At 69.3% G+C, this 19,005-nt stretch carries 19 protein-coding genes; 15 read left to right on the top strand and 4 right to left on the bottom strand.

Going from position 1 to position 19,005, the window contains the following annotated elements; all coding sequences use genetic code 11:
- Positions 1-5: 5 nt before the first annotated feature.
- Positions 6-371, bottom strand: coding sequence for a GntR family transcriptional regulator (locus tag SK224_RS10550; RefSeq protein WP_320434618.1), 366 nt, complete (start codon positions 369-371; stop codon positions 6-8).
- 104 nt (positions 372-475) lie between these two features.
- Between SK224_RS10550 and murC the strand changes: the two genes are divergently transcribed.
- The 9 genes from murC to SK224_RS10505 all read left to right on the top strand — a co-directional run bounded on the left by murC (position 476) and on the right by SK224_RS10505 (position 8,089).
- A complete protein-coding gene (gene murC / locus SK224_RS10545; protein WP_320434617.1) occupies positions 476-1,882 on the top strand; it encodes a UDP-N-acetylmuramate--L-alanine ligase in 1,407 nt (468 codons plus the stop codon).
- A 2-nt stretch (positions 1,883-1,884) separates the two neighbouring features.
- A complete protein-coding gene (locus SK224_RS10540) occupies positions 1,885-2,889 on the top strand; it encodes an FtsQ-type POTRA domain-containing protein (RefSeq protein WP_320434616.1) in 1,005 nt (334 codons plus the stop codon).
- A 183-nt stretch (positions 2,890-3,072) separates the two neighbouring features.
- The gene (ftsZ, locus tag SK224_RS10535; protein ID WP_320434615.1) at positions 3,073-4,242 is read left to right on the top strand and encodes a cell division protein FtsZ; all 1,170 of its coding nucleotides are present in this window, start codon (positions 3,073-3,075) and stop codon (positions 4,240-4,242) included.
- Positions 4,243-4,307: 65 nt separating this feature from the next.
- The gene (locus tag SK224_RS10530; RefSeq protein WP_320434614.1) at positions 4,308-4,997 is read left to right on the top strand and encodes a YggS family pyridoxal phosphate-dependent enzyme; all 690 of its coding nucleotides are present in this window, start codon (positions 4,308-4,310) and stop codon (positions 4,995-4,997) included.
- A gap of 31 nt (positions 4,998-5,028) precedes the next feature.
- Entirely contained in the window at positions 5,029-5,499 is a 471-nt protein-coding gene (locus SK224_RS10525) for a cell division protein SepF (RefSeq protein WP_137416736.1), read from the top strand.
- Between the two features lie 6 nt (positions 5,500-5,505).
- Positions 5,506-5,805: a YggT family protein gene (locus SK224_RS10520; protein WP_309732051.1), complete on the top strand. Its 300-nt coding sequence runs from the start codon at positions 5,506-5,508 to the stop codon at positions 5,803-5,805.
- A 93-nt stretch (positions 5,806-5,898) separates the two neighbouring features.
- Complete coding sequence (locus tag SK224_RS10515) at positions 5,899-6,498, top strand: DivIVA domain-containing protein (RefSeq protein WP_320434613.1); 600 nt, start codon at positions 5,899-5,901, stop codon at positions 6,496-6,498.
- Between the two features lie 8 nt (positions 6,499-6,506).
- Complete coding sequence (gene lspA / locus SK224_RS10510) at positions 6,507-7,169, top strand: signal peptidase II (RefSeq protein ID WP_320434612.1); 663 nt, start codon at positions 6,507-6,509, stop codon at positions 7,167-7,169.
- A complete protein-coding gene (locus tag SK224_RS10505; protein ID WP_320434611.1) occupies positions 7,169-8,089 on the top strand; it encodes an RluA family pseudouridine synthase in 921 nt (306 codons plus the stop codon). The genes lspA and SK224_RS10505 overlap by 1 nt, the downstream gene beginning before the upstream one ends.
- 108 nt (positions 8,090-8,197) lie before the next feature.
- Here SK224_RS10505 and SK224_RS10500 read toward each other — a convergent pair whose 3' ends face one another.
- Both SK224_RS10500 and SK224_RS10495 read right to left on the bottom strand, forming a co-directional pair.
- A complete protein-coding gene (locus tag SK224_RS10500; protein ID WP_320434610.1) occupies positions 8,198-8,785 on the bottom strand; it encodes a cyclodeaminase/cyclohydrolase family protein in 588 nt (195 codons plus the stop codon).
- Between the two features lie 17 nt (positions 8,786-8,802).
- Complete coding sequence (locus SK224_RS10495) at positions 8,803-9,273, bottom strand: NUDIX hydrolase (RefSeq protein ID WP_320434609.1); 471 nt, start codon at positions 9,271-9,273, stop codon at positions 8,803-8,805.
- A gap of 111 nt (positions 9,274-9,384) precedes the next feature.
- Between SK224_RS10495 and dnaE the strand changes: the two genes are divergently transcribed.
- The 5 genes from dnaE (at position 9,385) to SK224_RS10470 (ending at position 16,863) form a co-directional block, all read left to right on the top strand.
- Positions 9,385-12,855, top strand: coding sequence for a DNA polymerase III subunit alpha (gene dnaE, locus SK224_RS10490; protein ID WP_413816786.1), 3,471 nt, complete (start codon positions 9,385-9,387; stop codon positions 12,853-12,855).
- Positions 12,856-12,942: 87 nt separating this feature from the next.
- Complete coding sequence (locus tag SK224_RS10485) at positions 12,943-13,941, top strand: hypothetical protein (protein ID WP_320434607.1); 999 nt, start codon at positions 12,943-12,945, stop codon at positions 13,939-13,941.
- Between the two features lie 42 nt (positions 13,942-13,983).
- A complete protein-coding gene (gene hisD / locus SK224_RS10480) occupies positions 13,984-15,285 on the top strand; it encodes a histidinol dehydrogenase (RefSeq protein WP_320434606.1) in 1,302 nt (433 codons plus the stop codon).
- Positions 15,286-15,297: 12 nt separating this feature from the next.
- Entirely contained in the window at positions 15,298-15,783 is a 486-nt protein-coding gene (nrdR, locus tag SK224_RS10475; protein ID WP_234073071.1) for a transcriptional regulator NrdR, read from the top strand.
- Between the two features lie 42 nt (positions 15,784-15,825).
- Positions 15,826-16,863, top strand: coding sequence for a quinone-dependent dihydroorotate dehydrogenase (locus SK224_RS10470; RefSeq protein ID WP_320434605.1), 1,038 nt, complete (start codon positions 15,826-15,828; stop codon positions 16,861-16,863).
- Positions 16,864-16,910: 47 nt separating this feature from the next.
- Here the strand turns inward: SK224_RS10470 and SK224_RS10465 are convergent, their stop codons facing one another.
- Positions 16,911-17,477: a DUF3043 domain-containing protein gene (locus tag SK224_RS10465; protein ID WP_137416748.1), complete on the bottom strand. Its 567-nt coding sequence runs from the start codon at positions 17,475-17,477 to the stop codon at positions 16,911-16,913.
- A 47-nt stretch (positions 17,478-17,524) separates the two neighbouring features.
- On the opposite strand from SK224_RS10465, the gene SK224_RS10460 reads away from it, so the two are divergent.
- Complete coding sequence (locus SK224_RS10460) at positions 17,525-18,916, top strand: dipeptidase (RefSeq protein WP_320434604.1); 1,392 nt, start codon at positions 17,525-17,527, stop codon at positions 18,914-18,916.
- Positions 18,917-19,005 lie beyond the last annotated feature (89 nt).

Below are 19,005 nucleotides of genomic sequence, written 5' to 3'. Positions count from 1 at the left end.
GCGGCTCAGCGCGTCGCGCGCAGTGCGTCGGTCACCAGCGTGACCGCCTCCTCGTCGCTGATACCGAGCGAACGGACCTGGGCGGCGTACGCCGTCGCCGCCTGCTGGGCCTGGCGGCGCAGCGGGTCGTCCGCGAACGACACGAACGTCCCCGCACGGCCACGTGTCTCGATCACGCCGTCCGCTTCGAGCTCCTTGTAGGACCGGGCCACCGTCCCGGGCGCGACGCCGAGCTGGTCTGCGAGCGCTCGCACCGTGGGCAGCTTCGCGCCCGGGAGGAGCGAGCCCGCGGAGATCGCGCCGACGATCTGCGCGCGCAACTGCGCGTAGGGAGGTTCGGCAAGGGTCGCATCGACGTGCAGCGAGAGCATGTTCTCCTTCGTAGCGTCGGGGCTGGGCGTCGTCAATGCGGACCGGTCCCGTCCGCGCGCGCCGGAGCCGTGCCCCGACGGGGCGAACGTAGACTTTGACGGTCATGATCAGACCCGACCTGAGCCTTCCCCTGCCCGCCGACATCACGGCGGCCCATTTCATCGGCATCGGCGGATCCGGGATGTCCGGACTCGCGAAGATGTTCCTCGAGCGCGGGATCCGCGTGTCCGGTTCAGACCGGTCCGATTCCCGTGCGCTGCGCGAGCTCGCCGCGGCCGGCGCCGAGGTGCACGTGGGCCACGACGCCGCCCACCTCGGGGATGCGGACACCGTGGTGCACACCGGTGCCATCTGGCCGGAGAACCCGGAGTTCGTCACAGCCAAGGAGCGCGGGCTGAGTGTCATCCACCGCTCGCAGGCGTTGCACTGGCTCATGGGATCCCGCCCCGTGGTGGCCGTCGCGGGAGCACACGGCAAGACGACCTCGACCGGGATGATCGTCACGGCGCTGCGCTCGCTCGGCGCCGACCCGAATTACGTCAACGGCGGCGTCATCGCACAGCTCGGCACCTCCAGCGGCTCCGGCGCCGACGACCTCTTCGTCATCGAGGCGGACGAGTCCGACGGCACGTTCCTGCTCTACGACACCTCGATCGCGCTCATCACGAACGTGGACCCCGATCACCTCGACCACTGGGGGAGTCGCGAGGCGTTCTTCGACGGTTTCGTGCGCTTCGCCGACGACGCCTCCGAGGCCGTCGTGATCTCATCCGACGATCCGGGTGCCCGCGACGTGCGCGCCCGCATCCGCCACGAGAACGTGCTGACGTTCGGCCTGGACGAGAGCGCGGATGTGCGGGTCACGGGCATCGACGCCGGCGCGGAGGTGTCGTTCGCCGTGAGTTTCCAGGGGCAGGCGGAGCGCGTGTCGCTCTCGGTTCCGGGGGAGCACAACGCCATCAACGCCGCCGGCGCGATCGCCGTCCTCCTTGCGCTGGGGTACGCCTTCGCCGAGGCGTTGCGCGCCGTCACCGGGTTCTCGGGGACGGTGCGCCGGTTCGAGCTCCACGGTGTCGAACGCGGCGTGAGCGTCTACGACGACTACGCGCATCACCCCACCGAGGTGCAGGCCGCACTGAGCGCCGCGCGCACGGTCGTGGGGTCGGGGCGGTTGATCGCGGTCCACCAGCCGCACACGTACTCGCGCACGCAGCTGATGTCGGGCGAGTTCGCCCGCGTGCTCGAGGAGCTCGCCGATCACACGGTCGTGCTCGACGTCTACGGAGCGCGAGAGGATCCGATCCCCGGCGTGACGGGGGAGCTCGTCAGTGACGCGTTCGTGGATTCGGCGCGCGTTCACTACGTCGCCGACTGGCAGGAGGCCGCCGACTACACCGCTGAGATCGCCCGTGAGGGCGACTTCGTCATCACGCTCGGCTGCGGCAACGTCTACCAGATCATCCCGCAAGTGCTCAGCGCTCTCTCCGCCTCGGCGACGCCCGAGGACTGAGGATGCGTCGTCCCTCGCCGTTGCCGCCACAAGGCGGGAAGCCCGCCGACGCGCCGCTGCGTGCTCGCGCGGCGACGCCGCCGCGCGAGGAGTCCCCGCGCCCGGCCGTGGATGAGGATCTCCAGGAGACGGCGCCGATCGCGCCGCTGTTCATGCCGGGTGCGGGACCCTCGACGCTGAGAGACGACTCGGCCTCGGCCGCCCAGACCGCGAGCGTCGAACACGCCGACACCGACACTGCGCCCGTCGGCTGGCGCGATGTGTGGCGCGCCGCCCGCTCCCGGCGGAAGGCGCTGCGCGCCGAGGTTCGGCGGTTCACGGTCCGCCAACGCCGTCGGCGCATCATCTGGTTGAGCGCCGCCGTCTCCCTCGTGCTCGTCACGATCGCCACGGTCGGTGCGGCGTACAGTCCGTTGTTCGCGGTGCAGAAGATCAGCATCTTGGGCACGTCGCAGCTGGCTGCCGCCGACGTCGAGGCTGCCCTCGACGGCCAGCGCGGCACCCCGCTCGCCGCGATCGACGCGTCCTCGATCAAGGCGGCTCTGGTGGCCTTCCCGCTCGTGGAGAGCTACACGCTGGAAGCGCGTCCGCCGCACGAGCTCGTGGTGCGCATCGTGGAGCGGACGCCGATCGGCGTGCTCTCCGGTGCAGCCGGCTACACCCTCGTGGATGCGGCGGGCGTCGCGCTCTCGACCTCGCCGACACCCCCCGCGGGCTACCCCCTCCTCGACGCCGCGGGCGGCGAGGACGGGGTCGCGTTCGCCGCGATAGGCAGGACGATGCGTGCCCTGCCCGCCGACCTGCGTGCGCAAGTGACGAAGGTCGAGGCGAAGACCGCCGACGATGTGACCCTGACCCTCGGCGGGACGAACACCCGCGTGGTGTGGGGGAGCGCGGAGGAGTCCGCCCTGAAGGCCCTCGTGCTGCAGAAGCTGACGGCGACGCGCCCACCGGACGGCGTGGCCGTCTACGACGTCTCCTCGCCCGAGGTCCCCGTCATCCGCTGACGTCTCCGGCGACGAATCCCGCAGGACTTGGGCGACACGCCCGCGCGCCTGCGGGCGCCACGGCGTGCGGCGCATACCTTCGATTCAGGAATTGCATACCGGGCAATACTTTAACCCTTTACGTGAGGTTTAAGGTTCAACGCTTCGGTAGGGACGTCGGTTCAACGAGACGAAAGGGCTGGGATGAGCCAGAACCAGAACTACCTCGCGGTCATCAAGGTCGTCGGGGTGGGTGGCGGCGGAGTCAACGCCGTCAATCGGATGATCGAGCTGGGTCTGCGCGGAGTGGAGTTCATCGCGGTGAACACCGACGCCCAGGCGCTGCTGATGAGCGACGCGGACGTCAAGCTCGACGTCGGTCGCGAACTCACGCGCGGTCTCGGAGCAGGAGCGGATCCTGAGGTCGGACGACGTGCCGCCGAGGATCACGCCGAGGAGATCGAGGAGGCGCTGGCCGGCGCCGACATGGTCTTTGTGACCGCCGGCGAAGGCGGCGGGACCGGTACGGGCGGCGCGCCGGTGGTGGCACGCATCGCCAAGTCGATCGGCGCCCTCACGATCGGTGTCGTCACCAAGCCGTTCTCCTTCGAAGGTCGCCGTCGGCAGAGCCAGGCCGAGGCCGGTGTGGCGAAGCTGAAGGAAGAGGTCGACACCCTCATCGTCGTCCCCAACGACCGTCTGCTGGAGATCAGCGACCGGGGCATCTCCATGATCGAGGCCTTCGCCACAGCTGACCAGGTGCTGCTCGCCGGTGTGCAGGGCATCACGGACCTCATCACGACCCCTGGTCTCATCAACCTCGACTTCGCCGACGTGAAGTCCGTCATGCAGGGGGCCGGCTCTGCCCTCATGGGCATCGGATCCTCTCGCGGCGCGGACCGGGCCATCAAGGCGGCCGAGCTGGCCGTCGAGTCGCCCCTGCTGGAAGCCTCGATCGAGGGTGCGCACGGTGTGCTGCTGTCTATCCAGGGCGGTTCCAACCTCGGCATCTTCGAGATCAACGATGCGGCGCAGCTCGTGAAGGAAGCGGCACATCCCGAGGCCAACATCATCTTCGGTACGGTCATCGACGACACCCTCGGCGACGAGGTGCGCGTGACCGTGATCGCGGCGGGATTCGACGGCGGCGAGCCCAGCCCGCGGCTCGAGCCCGTCACCGCGACGCGACCCGCGGTCAATCCGCTGACGACGCCGGCCGCGCCGGCCGTCGCCGCCGAGGAAGCCGCCTCCGCCCCCGTGCCCGCGGCGGAGGAGTCGCCGGCCGTGCCGGTCACCGCAGGAGTGTCGGAGTCCTCCTCGTATGACTCCGCCTTCGGCGATGACGACCTCGACATCCCCGACTTCCTGAAGTAAGCCACGCGCAACGGGCGGGTCGCGGACATCCGCGACCCGCCCGTTCCCAGTCTCCTGGAGGACGAGTGGGCGACACCCTCGCATCCCGTCTGGCATCGATCGACGAGCGCATCGCGGATGCGGCGCGAGCCGCGGGCCGAGACGCGACCGACATCACCCGGATCGTCGTCACGAAGTTCCATCCCGCGGCTCTCGTGCGTGAGCTGCACGCGCTCGGCGTGCGGCAGCTGGGGGAGAACCGTCAGCAGGAGCTGTCGACCAAGCGTGAGGAGACGTCCGAGCTCGCGGATCTCGTCTGGCACTTCATCGGGCAGGCCCAGACCAACAAGGCGCGCGCCATCCGCGATGCCGCATCCGCGGTGCACACGGTCGACCGCGCGCGCCTCGCCGATGCGCTTCAGCGCGCGGCCGTCGAGGGTGAAGCCGCGCTCGACGTGCTGGTGCAGATCAACCTCACCGACGATCCGGGACGCGGGGGAGTCGCCCCGGACGATCTCGAGGCGCTGGTAGAGCACGTCCTCGGATGCGACACGCTGCGCCTGCGCGGCGTGATGGCGGTGGCGCCCCTGGACGAAGAACCCGCCGCCGCCTTCGCCCGCGTCGCCGAATACGCCGCGCGCGTGCGCGGACTCGAGCCCGCGGCGAGCTGGATCTCTGCCGGGATGACCGGTGATTTCGTCGAAGCGATCGCCGCAGGCGCGACACACCTGCGGATCGGGTCGGCAATCACGGGTCCGCGCCCGCTACACGGTTAGCCTCGAAGAGGACGAGCAAACGGAGGATGCGATGTCGAACCCGCTGAAGAAGACCATGGTCTACCTGGGCCTCGCTGACGAGGAAGAGGTCTACGAGGAGCAGCCTGCTCCGGTGCGCGAGCGCCGCAGCAAGCCCGAGCAGGTCGTCGAGAAAGCCGCGCCCGTGACCCCCATCCACCGCCCTGCGGTCGTCCGTCAGCCGTCCGTCGGCGCGGTGACCGAGATCCTCACCGTGCACCCCAAGCAGTACCGCGATGCGCAGATCATCGCCGAGAACTTCCGCGAGGGCGTGCCGGTCATCATCAACCTGTCGCAGATGAGCGACGCCGACGCGCGCCGTCTCATCGACTTCGCGAGCGGGCTCTCGCTGGGACTCTACGGCCGTATCGAGCGCGTGACGAGCAAGGTGTTCCTGCTCTCGCCGGAGAACGTCGCCGTCTCGGGCGACGGTGCCGTGGCGCAGGCCGACCCCGAAGCGACGCCGTTCGCTGCACAGCAGTAACGCGTCGTGGAGGTCGTCCGCCTCGTCGCCTCGATCGCGAACATCCTGCTGCTGCTCTATCTGCTGGTGCTGTTTGCGCGGTTGGTGCTGGATTACATCCCCATCTTCAACCGCGAGTGGCGCCCGCGTGGCGCGGGTCTGGTGGCCGCTGAGCTCGTCTACACGGTCACGGACCCGCCCATCAAGCTGTTCCGTCGTTTCATCCCCCCGCTGCGCGTCGGCCCGATCGCGATCGACTTCGCCTTCACGCTGACGATGCTGCTCTGTTTCATCCTGCTGTCGGTCACCGGTTCCCTCGCAAGGTGATTCACGGCCGACTATGCTTGGCTGAAGCGGCCCGTCCGCGGGCATCATCCCCCTGAAATCGGCACGCCGCCACGCCCCGAAAGAGGAATCATCATGGCATTGACTCCGGATGACGTCGTCACCAAGCAGTTCCAGCACGTCCGGTTCAAGGAGGGCTTCGACCCGGACGAGGTCGACGACTTCCTCGACGAGATCGTCGTCGAATGGCGCAAGACCATCGCCGAGAACGACGAGCTGAAGGCGAAGGTAGCGGCTCTCGAGTCCGGCGCCCCCGCCGCTCCCTCCGCCGCGGAGACCGTCGTCGAGGAGCCCGTCGCAGAGACTCCCGCTCCCGCTCCGGTCCCCGCGCCGGCTCCCGCCGAGGGCGCCGCTGCCACCGCCGGCATCATCGAGCTCGCGCAGCGTCTGCACGACGAGCACGTCGCCGAGGGCAAGGCCCAGCGCGACCAGCTCATCGCCGACGCCCAGGCACAGGCCGCGACCATCGTCGCCGAGGCCGAGGCCAAGGGACGCGACGAAATCGCGCGCCAGGAGAAGGAGCGCAAGGCGCTCGAGGCCCGCATCACCGAGCTCCGCCAGTTCGAGCGCGACTACCGCGCTGAGCTGCGCAGCTTCATCGAGGGCAAGCTCCGCGACCTCGAGACCTCGCCCAGCGGTTCGTCCAGCACGCCCGTCTCGGCCATCGGTCTCTGAGTAAGGCCTTGTCGGACCGACGACCCCTGCGTCAGGCGGCGGCCGGCATCATCATCGCGTCTCTCGCGGTGCTGGTGCTGGCCGCCGACCAGTTTGCGAAGCTCCTCGCGATCGCCCAGCTGCCCCCGGAGCAGCCGGTGCCCGTCATCGGGGACTTCCTGATCTTCTACCTCGTGAGAAATCCCGGCGCGGCGTTCTCACTCGGCGAGGGTGTGACCTGGATCTTCACCATCGCGATGGCGGCTGTCGCCGTGGCCATCGTGGTCATCGCTCGCCGCATCCGCTCTCGGATCTGGGCGGTCGTTCTGGGTCTGCTGCTCGGCGGCGTCCTGGGTAACCTGACCGACCGCCTGTTCCGCGAGCCCGGATTCGCGGTCGGCCACGTGATCGATTACATCTCCACGCCGTGGATGATGCCCGCCATCTACAACGTCGCCGACATCTTCATCGTGACGATGATGATCTCCGTCGCCCTGCTCGTTCTCGTCGGCCTCCGCTTCGACGGGACGCGCGAGCGTCGCTCGAGCGCCGTCGAGCCGACGGGGGATGCGTCCGAGCCGGGCGATGCGACGCCGCTCGGCACCGGTGAGCTGCGCGATCCGCTGTTCCCCACGGCAGACCCCGACGCGGGCGCTCCGCCGGCAGCGGGTGACGGCCGCCGCGAGAGCTGATGGAGTCGCGCAGCCTGCCCGTTCCCGACGGGCTCGACGGCGTCCGCGTCGACGCCGCGCTCGCCAAGATGCTCGGCTTCTCGCGGACGTTCGCTGCAGAGATCGCCGACGCGGACGGCGTGGAGCTCGACGGCCGGATCGTCGGACGCTCGGACCGTCTGCGCGCGGGCGGTTGGCTCTCGGTGAGCTGGGAGCCCAAGCGCGAGCCAGAGATCGTTCCCGTCGAGGTGCCGGATCTCGGCATCGTCCACGACGACGATGACATCGTTGTGGTCGACAAGCCCGCCGGTGTGGCGGCGCATCCCTCACTCGGGTGGGACGGTCCGACCGTGCTCGGCGCTCTCGCGGCCGGCGGCTATCGGATCGCGACGACCGGTGCCGCAGAACGGCAGGGCGTCGTGCATCGCCTGGATGTGGGCACCAGCGGGCTGATGGTGGTCGCGAAGACGGAAAGCGCCTACACCGCGCTCAAGCGCGCCTTCAAGGAGCGCGAGGTCGAGAAGATCTACCACACCGTGGTGCAGGGCCACCCCGACCCCCTCGCGGGCACCATCGACGCACCGATCGGGCGGCATCCCTCGCACTCCTGGAAGTTCGCAGTCCGCCCCGAGGGCAAGGATTCGGTCACCCACTACGAGACGCTGGAGGCTTTCCCCGGCGCATCCTTGCTGGAAGTGCACCTCGAGACCGGCCGCACGCACCAGATCCGCGTGCACATGGCCGCGCATCGGCATCCGTGCGTCGGCGACCCGCTCTACGGCGCCGATCCGACGATGTCGGCGCGCCTCGGTCTCACCCGCCAGTGGCTCCATGCCCGCGAACTCTCGTTCACGCATCCGCTGACCGGGGAATGGGTCACGTTCACCTCGGAGTACGCGCCGGATCTTGCCGCCGCCCTCGCGATCCTCCGCCGCGACTGATCCGCGGCTTCGTCCGCCTTCTTACCCGCGAGACTGCATCCCCTTCACGAGATCACGGTATTTACCCGTGATCTCGTGCGGGAAATGCAGTCTCGCGGGGAGGAGGGGTCAGGGCTCGCCGAGGCGGTCGGCCAGAGCGCGGGTGTCGGCGCGGGCGGCGAGCAGCGCGTCGACCAGCGAACGGTGCGCGGCCTCGAGCGCCGTGGGGTCCCCGTGCGCGGCGGCCAGCTCGAGCCCCCCGCGGAGGTTCGTCGCGGCGGCGCCGAGGCCCGCGGCAGCGATGTCGGCCGCAACGGCCAGATCCGACATGAGGTGGCGGTTGCCCACATCCGCCACCGTCCGAAGCTCTCGCGCCAGGCCGAGCGCGAGCTCGCCCAGAGCAGCGGATGCGGCGCAGGCATCCGTCGCGGCGTCGAACACCGTCGGTGAGCGGTCCGGGGCATCGGGCAGCGCGAGCGCCGCGCCCAGCCTCTCCGAGGCCTCCGCGTCGGCCTCGGCACCCGCGACGAGGCGATCGCCCAGCAGGTCGAGGGCGAGCGCGCGTTCGCGTGCGCGGGGCTCATCGGGCGTGTAGTTGCACACCATGGTCCCGAGCGCCGCGCCGATCGCCGCCGCGACACCTCCTGCGGCCCCGCCGCCCGGGTTCCCGCTCGCCCGTCGCAGCCCCCGGATGAACCCGTCGAGCGTGCGCGTCATCAACGCGTCCGTCGCCATCACCGGCCGCCGGCGAAGCGCGTCGGCCCGTCCTCGAGAGCCGCGGCGACGCGCGCGCGCATCTCATCGTCCAGCTCCGAGAGGTCGTCGAGGGGATACCAGCCCACTTCGGTCATCTCGCCGTCGGCGGGGTACGGGTCGCCGTCGAGCCATGTGCACCGGAAGGTGAGGTCGAGGTAGTCCGTCTGGTCGCCGTTCGCGTAGACCACGCGCGGGATCTGGTGCACCCAGGCGAGACGCTCGACCCGGATCCGGACGCCCGCCTCCTCTTCGGCCTCCCGGCGCGCGGCGTCGGCGGGCTCCTCGTGCGGGTCGACGATGCCCGTGATCGGGGTGAGCGCGCCGTTGTCGCTGCGCCGCCCGAGCAGGATGCGTCCCTCGTGCACGATCACCGCCGTGACGCCGGTGAGGGTGAGCGGATGCGTGCCGACCATGCGGCGCAGTTCGAGGATGAACTCGGGGGTGGCCATGCCGCAACGCTAGTCGAAGGCGCCGACCGGGCGTCCGATGTCGGGGGCTGCGCGTACCCTGGACAGGTGGCAGACTCCTTCGTTCACCTCCATGTGCACAGCGAGTACTCGATGCTCGACGGCGCCGCCAAGATCGGAGCGATGACGCAGGCGGCGTCCGAGTACGGGATGCCCGCGATCGCCGTCACCGACCACGGCAACACCTTCGCGGCGTTCGAGTTCTACCGCGCCGCGCAGGGCGCGGGTGTGAAGCCGATCATCGGGCTCGAGGCCTACGTGACCCCCGGAACGCACCGCAGCGACAAGTCGCGCGTGGCCTGGGGATCGCCCGACCAGAAGAGCGACGACGTCTCCGGCTCGGGCGCCTACACCCACATGACGATGTGGAGTCAGACCACCGAGGGCATGCACAACCTCTTCCGGCTGAGTTCGCTGTCGAGCATGGAGGGGTACTACTTCAAGCCGCGCATGGACCGCGAGCTCCTGCAGACCTACGGCAAGGGGCTCATCGCGACGACGGGCTGCCCGTCGGGCGAGGTGCAGACGCGTCTGCGTCTCGGGCAGTACGACGCGGCGCGCGCGGCCGCGGCGGAGTTCCAGGACATCTTCGGCAAGGAGAACTACTTCGCCGAGATCATGGACCACGGGCTCTCCATCGAGCGGCGGGTCATGAGCGATCTGATCCGCCTGTCGAAGGATCTCGACATCCCGCTCGTCGCGACCAACGACTCGCACTACACCCACCAGCACGAGGCGGATGCGCACGAGGCCCTGCTGTGCGTGCAGTCCGGGTCCACCCTGGACGACCCCAACCGCTTCAAGTTCGACGGCGACGGCTACTACATCAAGACCGCGCAGGAGATGCGTCAGCTCTTCCGCGATCACCCGGAGGCGTGCGACAACACGCTGCTGATCGCCGAGCGCTGCGAGGTCGAGTTCAACACCTCGGCCAACTACATGCCGCGCTTCCCCGTGCCCGATGGTGAGACCGAGGACAGCTGGCTCGTCAAAGAGGTCGAGAAGGGGCTGCACTACCGCTACCCGCAGGGCATCCCCGACAAGGTGCGCAAGCAGGCCGAGTACGAGACCGGCATCATTCTGCAGATGGGGTTCCCCGGCTACTTCCTCGTGGTCGCCGACTTCATCAACTGGGCGAAGGACAACGGCATCCGCGTCGGTCCCGGCCGCGGCTCCGGCGCCGGATCGATGGTCGCCTACGCGATGAAGATCACCGATCTCGACCCCCTCGAGCACGGGCTCATCTTCGAGCGGTTCCTCAACCCCGACCGCGTTTCCATGCCCGACTTCGACGTCGACTTCGACGACCGTCGCCGCGGCGAGGTGATCGAGTACGTCACCGAGAAGTACGGTTCCGAGCGCGTCGCGCAGATCGTGACGTACGGCACGATCAAGTCGAAGCAGGCGCTCAAGGACGCGGGCCGGGTGCTCGGCTTCCCGTTCTCCATGGGGGAGAAGCTCACCAAGGCCATGCCCCCCGCCGTCATGGGCAAGGACATGGAGCTCGGCGGCATGTTCAACAAGGAGCATCCGCGGTACAAGGAGGCCAGCGAGTTCCGCACGCTCATCGAGACCGACCCCGAGGCGAAGACGGTCTTCGACCGCGCGTTGGGGCTCGAAGGCCTGAAGCGTCAGTGGGGGGTGCACGCGGCCGGTGTCATCATGTCGTCGGAACCGCTGCTGGACATCATCCCGATCATGCGCCGCGAACAGGACGGCCAGATCGTCACGCAGTTCGACTACCCGTCGTGCGAGACGCTCGGGCTGATCAAGATGGACTTCCTGGGGCTGCGAAACCTCACGATCATCTCCGACGCGCTCGACAACATCCGCAGCAACCGCGGCGAAGAGCTCGACCTCGAGCATCTGGCGTTGGACGACCGGCCCGCCTACGACCTGCTGACCCGCGGCGACACGCTCGGCGTGTTCCAGCTCGACGGCGGGCCCATGCGGTCGCTGCTGCGACTCATGAAGCCCGACAACTTCGAGGACATCTCGGCTGTCATCGCGCTGTACCGGCCGGGTCCCATGGGGGCGAACTCGCACACCAACTACGCCCTGCGTAAGAACGGCCTGCAGCCGATCACCCCGATCCATCCTGAGCTCGAAGAGCCGCTGCGAGACATCCTCGACACGACCTACGGCCTGATCATCTATCAGGAGCAGGTCATGGCGATCGCGCAGAAGGTGGCCGGCTTCTCGCTCGGCCAAGCAGACATCCTGCGCCGTGCGATGGGCAAAAAGAAGAAGTCCGAGCTCGACAAGCAGTACGAGGGCTTTTCGGGCGGAATGAAGGAACGCGGGTTCGGCGACGGCGCGGTCAAGGCGCTGTGGGACATCCTGCTGCCCTTCTCGGACTACGCCTTCAACAAAGCGCACTCCGCGGCCTACGGGCTGGTGTCCTACTGGACGGCCTATCTGAAGGCGCATTACCCCGCCGAGTACATGGCAGCGCTGCTGACCAGCGTCGGCGACTCCAAGGACAAGATGGCGATCTACCTGAACGAGTGCCGCCGCATGGGGATCCGGGTGCTGCCGCCGGATGTGGGGGAGTCGATCAACTTCTTCGCCGCCGTCGGCGACGACATCCGCTTCGGGCTCGGAGCGGTGCGCAACGTCGGATCGAACGTCGTGGACGGGATCGTCGCCTCCCGCGAGAAGGAGGGCTTCGCCTCGTTCCACGACTTCCTCGCGAAGGTGCCGATGCACGTCGCGAACAAGCGCACCGTCGAGTCGCTGATCAAGGCCGGCGCGTTCGACTCCATGGGTCACACCCGGCGGGCGTTGCTGGAGATCCACGAGGACGCCACCGAACAGGCAGTCCTCGACAAGCGCCGCGAGGCCAACGGCGAAGTCGGGTTCGACTTCGACAGCCTGTGGGGAGACGACGAGCCGCAGCAGGTCTCGAAGGTCCCGGAGCGGCCCGAGTGGACCAAGAAGGACAAGCTGGCCTTCGAGCGGGAGATGCTCGGACTGTATGTGTCCGATCATCCCCTCGCCGGTCTTGAGATCCCGCTCGCGAAGCATGCCTCGACCTCGATCCACGACCTGCTCTCCTCGGAGAGCGTGCAGGACGGCGATCAGGTCACGGTGGCGGGTCTGGTGACGAGCGTCCAGCATCGAGTGGCCAAGCAGAGCGGTAATCCGTACGGCATGATCACCGTCGAGGATTTCAACGGCGAGGTCACCGTGATGTTCATGGGCCGCACGTACACGGAGTTCCAGTCGGTGCTGCAGGCGGATTCGATCCTGGTCGTGCGCGGACGCGTCTCGCGCCGCGACGACGGGTTGAACCTGCACGCCCAGAGCTGCTTCAGCCCTGACCTGGGAGCTGTGGATGCCACGTCCGCCCTCGTGCTGGTGGTTCCGGAGCAGAAGGCGACCCAGTCGGTGGTGGAGGAGCTGGCCGCCGTGCTGCACCGTCACCCCGGCGAGACCGAGGTGACGCTGAAGCTGCACCGGGCGGGCACCGCGAAGGTGTTCGAGGTGCCGCATCCGGTCACGATCAGCGCCGATCTGTTCGGTGACCTCAAGGGTCTGCTCGGTCCCAGCTGCCTGGGTTGACCGTCCGGTGAACGCTCTGACCGCTCATAGCCGTCGCCGTTAGGATCGACTCGCACTTTCCCCCTGCCCGCGCCGAGAGGATGCGACATGACCGATGAGAACCCCGTCGTGACCGGTGACGACGAGTTCGTCGACGCCGTCGAGGACGACCAGTTCGACGCGTCCGACGATGACGACGCGCAGGCGGCGCCCCCGCAGTACGGGGTCTGGCCGTTCTCGATCCGGGAAATCGTGCTCCTCGGGATCTGGGCCCTCGCGTTCATCGTCTCCTTCTTCTCCCTGAGTTACTTCGCCCCCGTCTCGGTGTGGACGATGGGCATCGCCTGGGTGCTGACGATCGGCCTGCCCACCGTGGCCGTGTTCCTGATCGTGCTGCGCCGACTTTCACCGCAGGGCATCCGTCGGGTGGGATCGCTCGGGATCGATCAGTTCGCCTCCGTCGCGTTCGCGGTTTCGGCGGTCGTGTGGGTGCAGATGGTCTGGGAGTCCTTCGCGCTTCCGGGCCTCGGCAGCTGGGTCCACTGGGTCGAGCTCGTGCTCATGGCCGCCGGCGTCGTGTTCACGGCGATCGCCCCCTTCATCCCCGGCCTCAAGGACGACTTCGAGTTCCGCGAGGAGACCGTCTCCCATCGCGTCGCGCGGGGTGCCCGCCCCATCGCGCAGCGTCCGGCACCCGAGCCCGTCGCTCACGCTGCTGCGCCCGCCGCGACCTACCCGGTGACGCACTCCGAGGCTGGATGGGTGCAGCCCGCACAGTCCGCTGAACCCGCCCGCGACGAGGCGGCCGCGCTGTTCGCCACCACGGGCGACGTGTATGCCGACCCCCACGCGCAGACCGCAGCCTACGACCAGGGCTTCACTGCCGCGGCGGAGCCGGCCACTGAGCAGATTCCGGTCTCGCAGGCGTTCTGGGCGCTCGTGCCCGAGGAGCGCGAGGTGCTCGACGAGATGGGCGTGCCGATCTTCCGCGTGGACGCGACGGCGTGGGCGCTCGTCATCGAGGACCGCGGCGAGGTCTTCGTGGTGCGCCACGAGGATGGTCGCATCGGCTACCTGCACGACGTCTCCGGCGTCACTCGCGGCTGACGTCCGCGCGGAGTCGGGTGCTCGAGACGGTAGCCTGAAGGGATGCTTCAGACGATCGACCTGCGCGGTCGCACGCTCACCGCGAGCGAGCTCCTGGCCGCTGTCCCGCGTGCGGAGATGGCGCGCGAAGCGGCTCTGACAGCGGCAGCGCAGATCGTCCATGATGTCGCCGCGCGTGGCGAGCAGGCTCTGCGCGAGCAGGCGGAGCGTTTCGACGGCGTCGCCGACCACGCGGTGCGGGTTCCGGCATCCCATCTCGACGAGGCCCTGGCGGAGCTCGCTCCCGAGGTGCGCGCGGCGCTCGACGAGGCGATCATCCGGGTGCGGACCGCGTCCGCGGCCCAGGTCCCTCCCCCCATGACGACCGAGCTGGCCCCCGGGGCGCGGGTGGTCCAGCGGTGGCAGCCGGTTCGACGCGTCGGCGTGTACGTCCCCGGTGGGAAGGCCGTCTACCCCTCCAGCGTCGTCATGAATGTGGTGCCCGCACAGGTGGCGGGCGTGTCGGTGGTGGCGCTCGCGTCGCCCCCGCAGCGGGAGTTCGGCGGCCGCATCCACCCCGTGATCCTCGCGGCGGCGCGGTTGTTGGGCGTCGACGAGGTCTACGCGATGGGCGGTGCCGGCGCGATCGGTGCCCTCGCCTACGGCGTACCCTCGCTCGATCTCGACCCGGTCGATGTGGTGACCGGCCCCGGCAACAACTTCGTCGCTGCGGCCAAACGTGCCGTGGCGGGACTCGTCGGGACGGATGCGGAGGCCGGCGCGACCGAGATCCTCATCGTCGCCGACGACTCGGCGCAGCCCGCGCTCGTGGCCGCCGACCTCATCAGTCAGGCCGAGCACGATGAACAGGCCTCGGCCGTGCTGGTCACCCCATCCGCCGACCTCGCCGAGCGGGTGAGCGCCGAGCTCACCATCCGCCAGCCGCGCACACGGCACGCGGAGCGGGTCGCTGCGGCGCTGTCCGGCCCGCAGTCGGCGATCGTGCTCGTCGACGGCATCGACCAGGCGATCGCCTTCAGTAACGCCTATGCGCCCGAGCACCTCGAGATCCACCTGTCCGAGCCGCGTGTCGACGAGTTCGTCAACGCCGGTGCGGTCTTCGTGGGCGATCACGCGCCCGTCAGCCTCGGCGACTACCTCGCCGGGAGCAACCACGTCCTGCCCACCGGCGGTCAGGCGCGGTACGCGGCGGGACTGTCCGCATCGACGTTCCTCCGCCCGCAGCAGGTCATCGAGTACGACCGCGCCGCCCTGGCCGAGGTGCGCGATGCGATCGTCACGCTCGCCCGCGCCGAAGCGCTGCCCGCGCACGGCGAGGCCGTCGAGGCCCGTTTCGAGGACTAATCTGGCCTGGTCATGCATTGCCCGTTCTGCCGCCACCCCGATTCCCGCGTCATCGACTCCCGCACGACCGATGACGGACTCAGCATCCGTCGTCGTCGCCAGTGTCCCGAGTGCGGCGGGCGTTTCTCGACCGTCGAGACGGCGAGCCTGAATGTCATCAAACGTTCGGGGGTCATCGAGCCCTTCAGTCGCGACAAGGTGGTCTCGGGGGTGCGCAAGGCCTGCCAGGGGCGCCCGGTCACCGACGGCGATCTGGCGCTGCTGGCCCAGCGCGTGGAGGAGATCCTGCGGCGCACCGGCAGCTCGCAGATCGACACGAACGAGATCGGGCTGGCGATCCTCGATCCGCTGCGCGAACTGGACGAAGTCGCCTACCTGCGGTTCGCGAGCGTCTATCAGGCCTTCGAGTCGCTGGAGGACTTCGAGTCGTCGATCGCGCAGCTGCGCGCCGATCACGAGCTGCGCGCGGCCGCCGCTTCGGAGCCTGCCGCCGACTGACGGTGCGCGAGGCCGGTCTCGGCAGCGATAGCCTGGCTGTCGATGTATGACCTGCTCTTTCGCCGCGTTCTTGCCCGTATGGATCCTGAGACGGCGCACCACGCCGCCATGCTCGTCATCCGGGCGCTGGGTGTGCGTCCGCTCACGCCGATCGCGCGCGCATTGACCCGCCCGGCCCCGCAATCGAGGGTTCGCGCCCTCGGGCTGCAATTCGATTCGCCCTTCGGTGTCGCCGCGGGCTTCGACAAGAACGCGGTCGCGGCCGCCGGTCTGTACGCGCTCGGATTCGGACACGTCGAGGTGGGCACGGTGACCGCCGTGCCCCAGCACGGCAATCCGCGCCCGCGCCTGTTCCGACTGATCCCCGACCGCGCCGTGATCAATCGCATGGGCTTCAACAACGCCGGGGCGGATGCGGCGGCCGCACGTCTGCGCCGACTGCGTCGGCGGCGCAAGCGACCCGTCCTGGGCGTCAACATCGGGAAGAGCCGCGTCGTCGACGTCGCAGACGCGGTCGACGACTACGTCCGCAGCGCGCGCCTGCTGGCACCCCTGGCCGACTACCTGGTCGTCAACGTGTCATCGCCCAACACGCCGGGGCTGCGCGGTCTGCAGGAGATCGACACGCTCCGACCCCTGCTGCAGGCGGTGCGTGCCGCATCCGGCGCGACGCCGCTACTGGTCAAGTTCGCTCCCGACCTCTCCGACGACGGCATCCGCGCCGTGGCGCGCCTTGCTGTGCAGCTCGGGCTCGACGGCGTCATCGCCACCAACACCACGGTCTCCCGCGAGGGGCTGCGCACAGCCCCTGAGATCGTCGACGCCGCGGGCGCCGGGGGCCTGTCGGGAGCTCCGTTGCGCGAGCGTGCGATCCAGGCGCTGCGGATCGTCCGCGAAGAGGTGCCCTCGGACTTCTGCGTGATCGCCGCCGGGGGCATCGAGACCGCGCAGGATGTCCAAGACCGATTGGACGCCGGCGCGACCCTGACGCAGGGGTACACCGGGTTCCTGTATCGCGGACCGTTCTGGGCGCGCCAGATCAACAGGGGACTCGCCGCGGCACCGTCGCGCGTGCGCTGAGACGAGAGAGCGGCCGGTCCCCGAGGGGCCGGCCGCTTCTGGATTGATCAGGCGGGACGCTGTCCGCGCTTCACCTGGGGCTTGGGCAGGCGCATGAAGCGCATCTGGACCGTTCGCATGGCGCCGTAGAAGCCGAGGCCCTTCTCGATGCGGTCCTCGCCGAACTTCGCGCGGGCGGCGCGCTTGACGCGGATCGATGTGATCACCATGTCGAGCACCGCCACGATGATGAAGGCCCACAGCACCAGGTATGCGTAGACCTGGATCGCTGGGATGCCGACGAACATGAGCAGGAGCACCGCGACCATGATCGGCATCACGAGCTCGGCGACGTGCCACGTGGAGTCGACCCAGTCGCGCACGAAGCGGCGCTGCGGACCCTTGTCGCGGGCCTGCAGGTAGCGATCGTCGCCGTTGGCCATGCCGATGCGCGCCTTCTCCTGCCGCTCTCGCAGCTCGGCGCGGGCGCGAGCCTTCGCCTCCTTCGTGTCGGCGACGAGGGGGCGCTTGCGCGCGGCCTCACGCTCGGCACGGGTGGGCGTCGCGCGCCCCTTGCCGGTCGTCGGAGTGCTCGGCGCGTCGTGCGCGGCGGAGTCGGCAGAGGTCTTGGCCACGATGGTCCTCAAAAGAACGGGGAAGGGTGCGCCTTAAGATTACCCGCATGACCTCCGAGAATCCCAGGAACGGGGCCGTTCACGAAGCGGCCGCCGCAGGCATCCCCGTCGCCCTCGCCGATCTGGGTGCGCTCGTGCGCATCCCTTCGATCGCATGGCCCGCCTTCGATCAGGACGCGCTCGTGCGCAGCGCCGAGGCGATCGCCGCCCTCGCGGAGGGGATCGGGATCTTCGATTCAGTGGAGATCACCCGCTCGGCCGTGCCCGGGACGGACGAGATGGGTCAGCCCGCCATTCTCGCCACGCGCGCCGCGCGGAACGGTGCGCCGACTGTGCTCCTCTACGCGCATCATGACGTGCAGCCGCCGGGAGACGACGCTCTCTGGGAAACGCCCCCCTTCGAACCCACGGTGCGCGACGGTCGCCTGTACGGACGCGGCGCCGCCGACGACAAGGCAGGGGTGATGGCGCACATCGCCGCCTTGCGCGCGATCCACGAGGTGTACGGCGACGACCTCGCCCTCGGCATCGCCCTGTTCATCGAGGGGGAGGAGGAGTACGGTTCGCGGTCCTTCGCGCAGTTCCTCTCCGATCACCGCGATCAGTTGCGATCCGATGTGATCGTCGTCGCGGACTCGGGCAACTGGGATGCGGTGACCCCCGCGCTGACGGTGTCGCTCCGCGGCAACGCCCGCTTCACGCTCACGGTGCGCACGCTCGAGCACGCCTCGCACTCGGGGATGTTCGGCGGTGCCGTTCCCGACGCCACCACGGCGGCGATCAAGCTGCTCGCGACGCTCTGGGACGACGACGGCGCGGTGGCTGTCGAGGGTCTCGCCGAGCGCGACGCGTCCACACCGGCCTACACGGAAGAGACCCTGCGCTCGGAGGCGGGTCTTCCGGCCGGGGTCACGCCCATCGGACGTGGCACGATCCTGTCGCGCATCTGGAACAAGCCCTCGGTGACGGTGACCGGCATCGACGCGACGAGCGTCGCTGCCGCATCCAACACGTTGGCGCCGGAGATCTCGGTCGTCGTGAGCGCGCGTGTGGCGCCGGGGCAATCGGCGAGCGAGGCATACGCCGCGATCGAGGACCACCTGCGCCGTCACGCTCCGTTCGGCGCAGAGCTGACCTTCTCCGACATCGACCTCGGCGACGGTTTCCTCGTCGACACCGAGGGTTGGGCCGTCGAGGTGGCCCGCACGAGCCTCGCCACCGGCTACGGGGTCGACCCGGTCGATGTCGGCGTGGGCGGGTCGATCCCGTTCATCGCGGATCTCGTGGAGCAGTTCCCCGGTGCGCAGATCCTCGTGACCGGCGTGGAGGACCCGCATTCGCGAGCGCACAGCCCGAACGAGTCCCTGCACCTGGACACCTTCCGGCACGCCGTGCTGGCCGAGGCATCGCTGCTGGAGTCGTTGAACGAACGGCGCTGAACCCGCCCTCGATGCGGATCGGCGGCGTAGAATCGGCGTGATCCGTCGCCCTGCGGGCGCACCGCCTCGCATCCGACGTCATCGCACCG

It is taken from the genome of Microbacterium sp. BG28, assembly GCF_034044005.1.
Lineage (GTDB): Bacteria > Actinomycetota > Actinomycetes > Actinomycetales > Microbacteriaceae > Microbacterium.
Note: the sequence above shows the minus strand (reverse complement) of the source record. Positions and strands in the feature narration are given on the sequence as shown.

What these genes read in the sequence shown, in the direction of transcription:
- murC (WP_320434617.1), top strand. Translation starts at nt 476, where the DNA reads ATGATCAGACCCGACCTGAGCCTTCCCCTGCCCGCCGACATCACGGCG.
- SK224_RS10460 (WP_320434604.1), top strand. Translation starts at nt 17,525, where the DNA reads ATGACCTCCGAGAATCCCAGGAACGGGGCCGTTCACGAAGCGGCCGCC.
- hisD (WP_320434606.1), top strand. Translation starts at nt 13,984, where the DNA reads ATGCTTCAGACGATCGACCTGCGCGGTCGCACGCTCACCGCGAGCGAG.
- SK224_RS10515 (WP_320434613.1), top strand. Translation starts at nt 5,899, where the DNA reads ATGGCATTGACTCCGGATGACGTCGTCACCAAGCAGTTCCAGCACGTC.
- SK224_RS10500 (WP_320434610.1), bottom strand. Translation starts at nt 8,785, where the DNA reads ATGACGCGCACGCTCGACGGGTTCATCCGGGGGCTGCGACGGGCGAGC.
- SK224_RS10505 (WP_320434611.1), top strand. Translation starts at nt 7,169, where the DNA reads ATGGAGTCGCGCAGCCTGCCCGTTCCCGACGGGCTCGACGGCGTCCGC.
- SK224_RS10525 (WP_137416736.1), top strand. Translation starts at nt 5,029, where the DNA reads ATGTCGAACCCGCTGAAGAAGACCATGGTCTACCTGGGCCTCGCTGAC.
- SK224_RS10470 (WP_320434605.1), top strand. Translation starts at nt 15,826, where the DNA reads ATGTATGACCTGCTCTTTCGCCGCGTTCTTGCCCGTATGGATCCTGAG.
- ftsZ (WP_320434615.1), top strand. Translation starts at nt 3,073, where the DNA reads ATGAGCCAGAACCAGAACTACCTCGCGGTCATCAAGGTCGTCGGGGTG.
- SK224_RS10540 (WP_320434616.1), top strand. Translation starts at nt 1,885, where the DNA reads ATGCGTCGTCCCTCGCCGTTGCCGCCACAAGGCGGGAAGCCCGCCGAC.
- nrdR (WP_234073071.1), top strand. Translation starts at nt 15,298, where the DNA reads ATGCATTGCCCGTTCTGCCGCCACCCCGATTCCCGCGTCATCGACTCC.
- SK224_RS10485 (WP_320434607.1), top strand. Translation starts at nt 12,943, where the DNA reads ATGACCGATGAGAACCCCGTCGTGACCGGTGACGACGAGTTCGTCGAC.
- SK224_RS10550 (WP_320434618.1), bottom strand. Translation starts at nt 371, where the DNA reads ATGCTCTCGCTGCACGTCGATGCGACCCTTGCCGAACCTCCCTACGCG.
- dnaE (WP_413816786.1), top strand. Translation starts at nt 9,385, where the DNA reads ATGCTCGACGGCGCCGCCAAGATCGGAGCGATGACGCAGGCGGCGTCC.
- SK224_RS10495 (WP_320434609.1), bottom strand. Translation starts at nt 9,273, where the DNA reads ATGGCCACCCCCGAGTTCATCCTCGAACTGCGCCGCATGGTCGGCACG.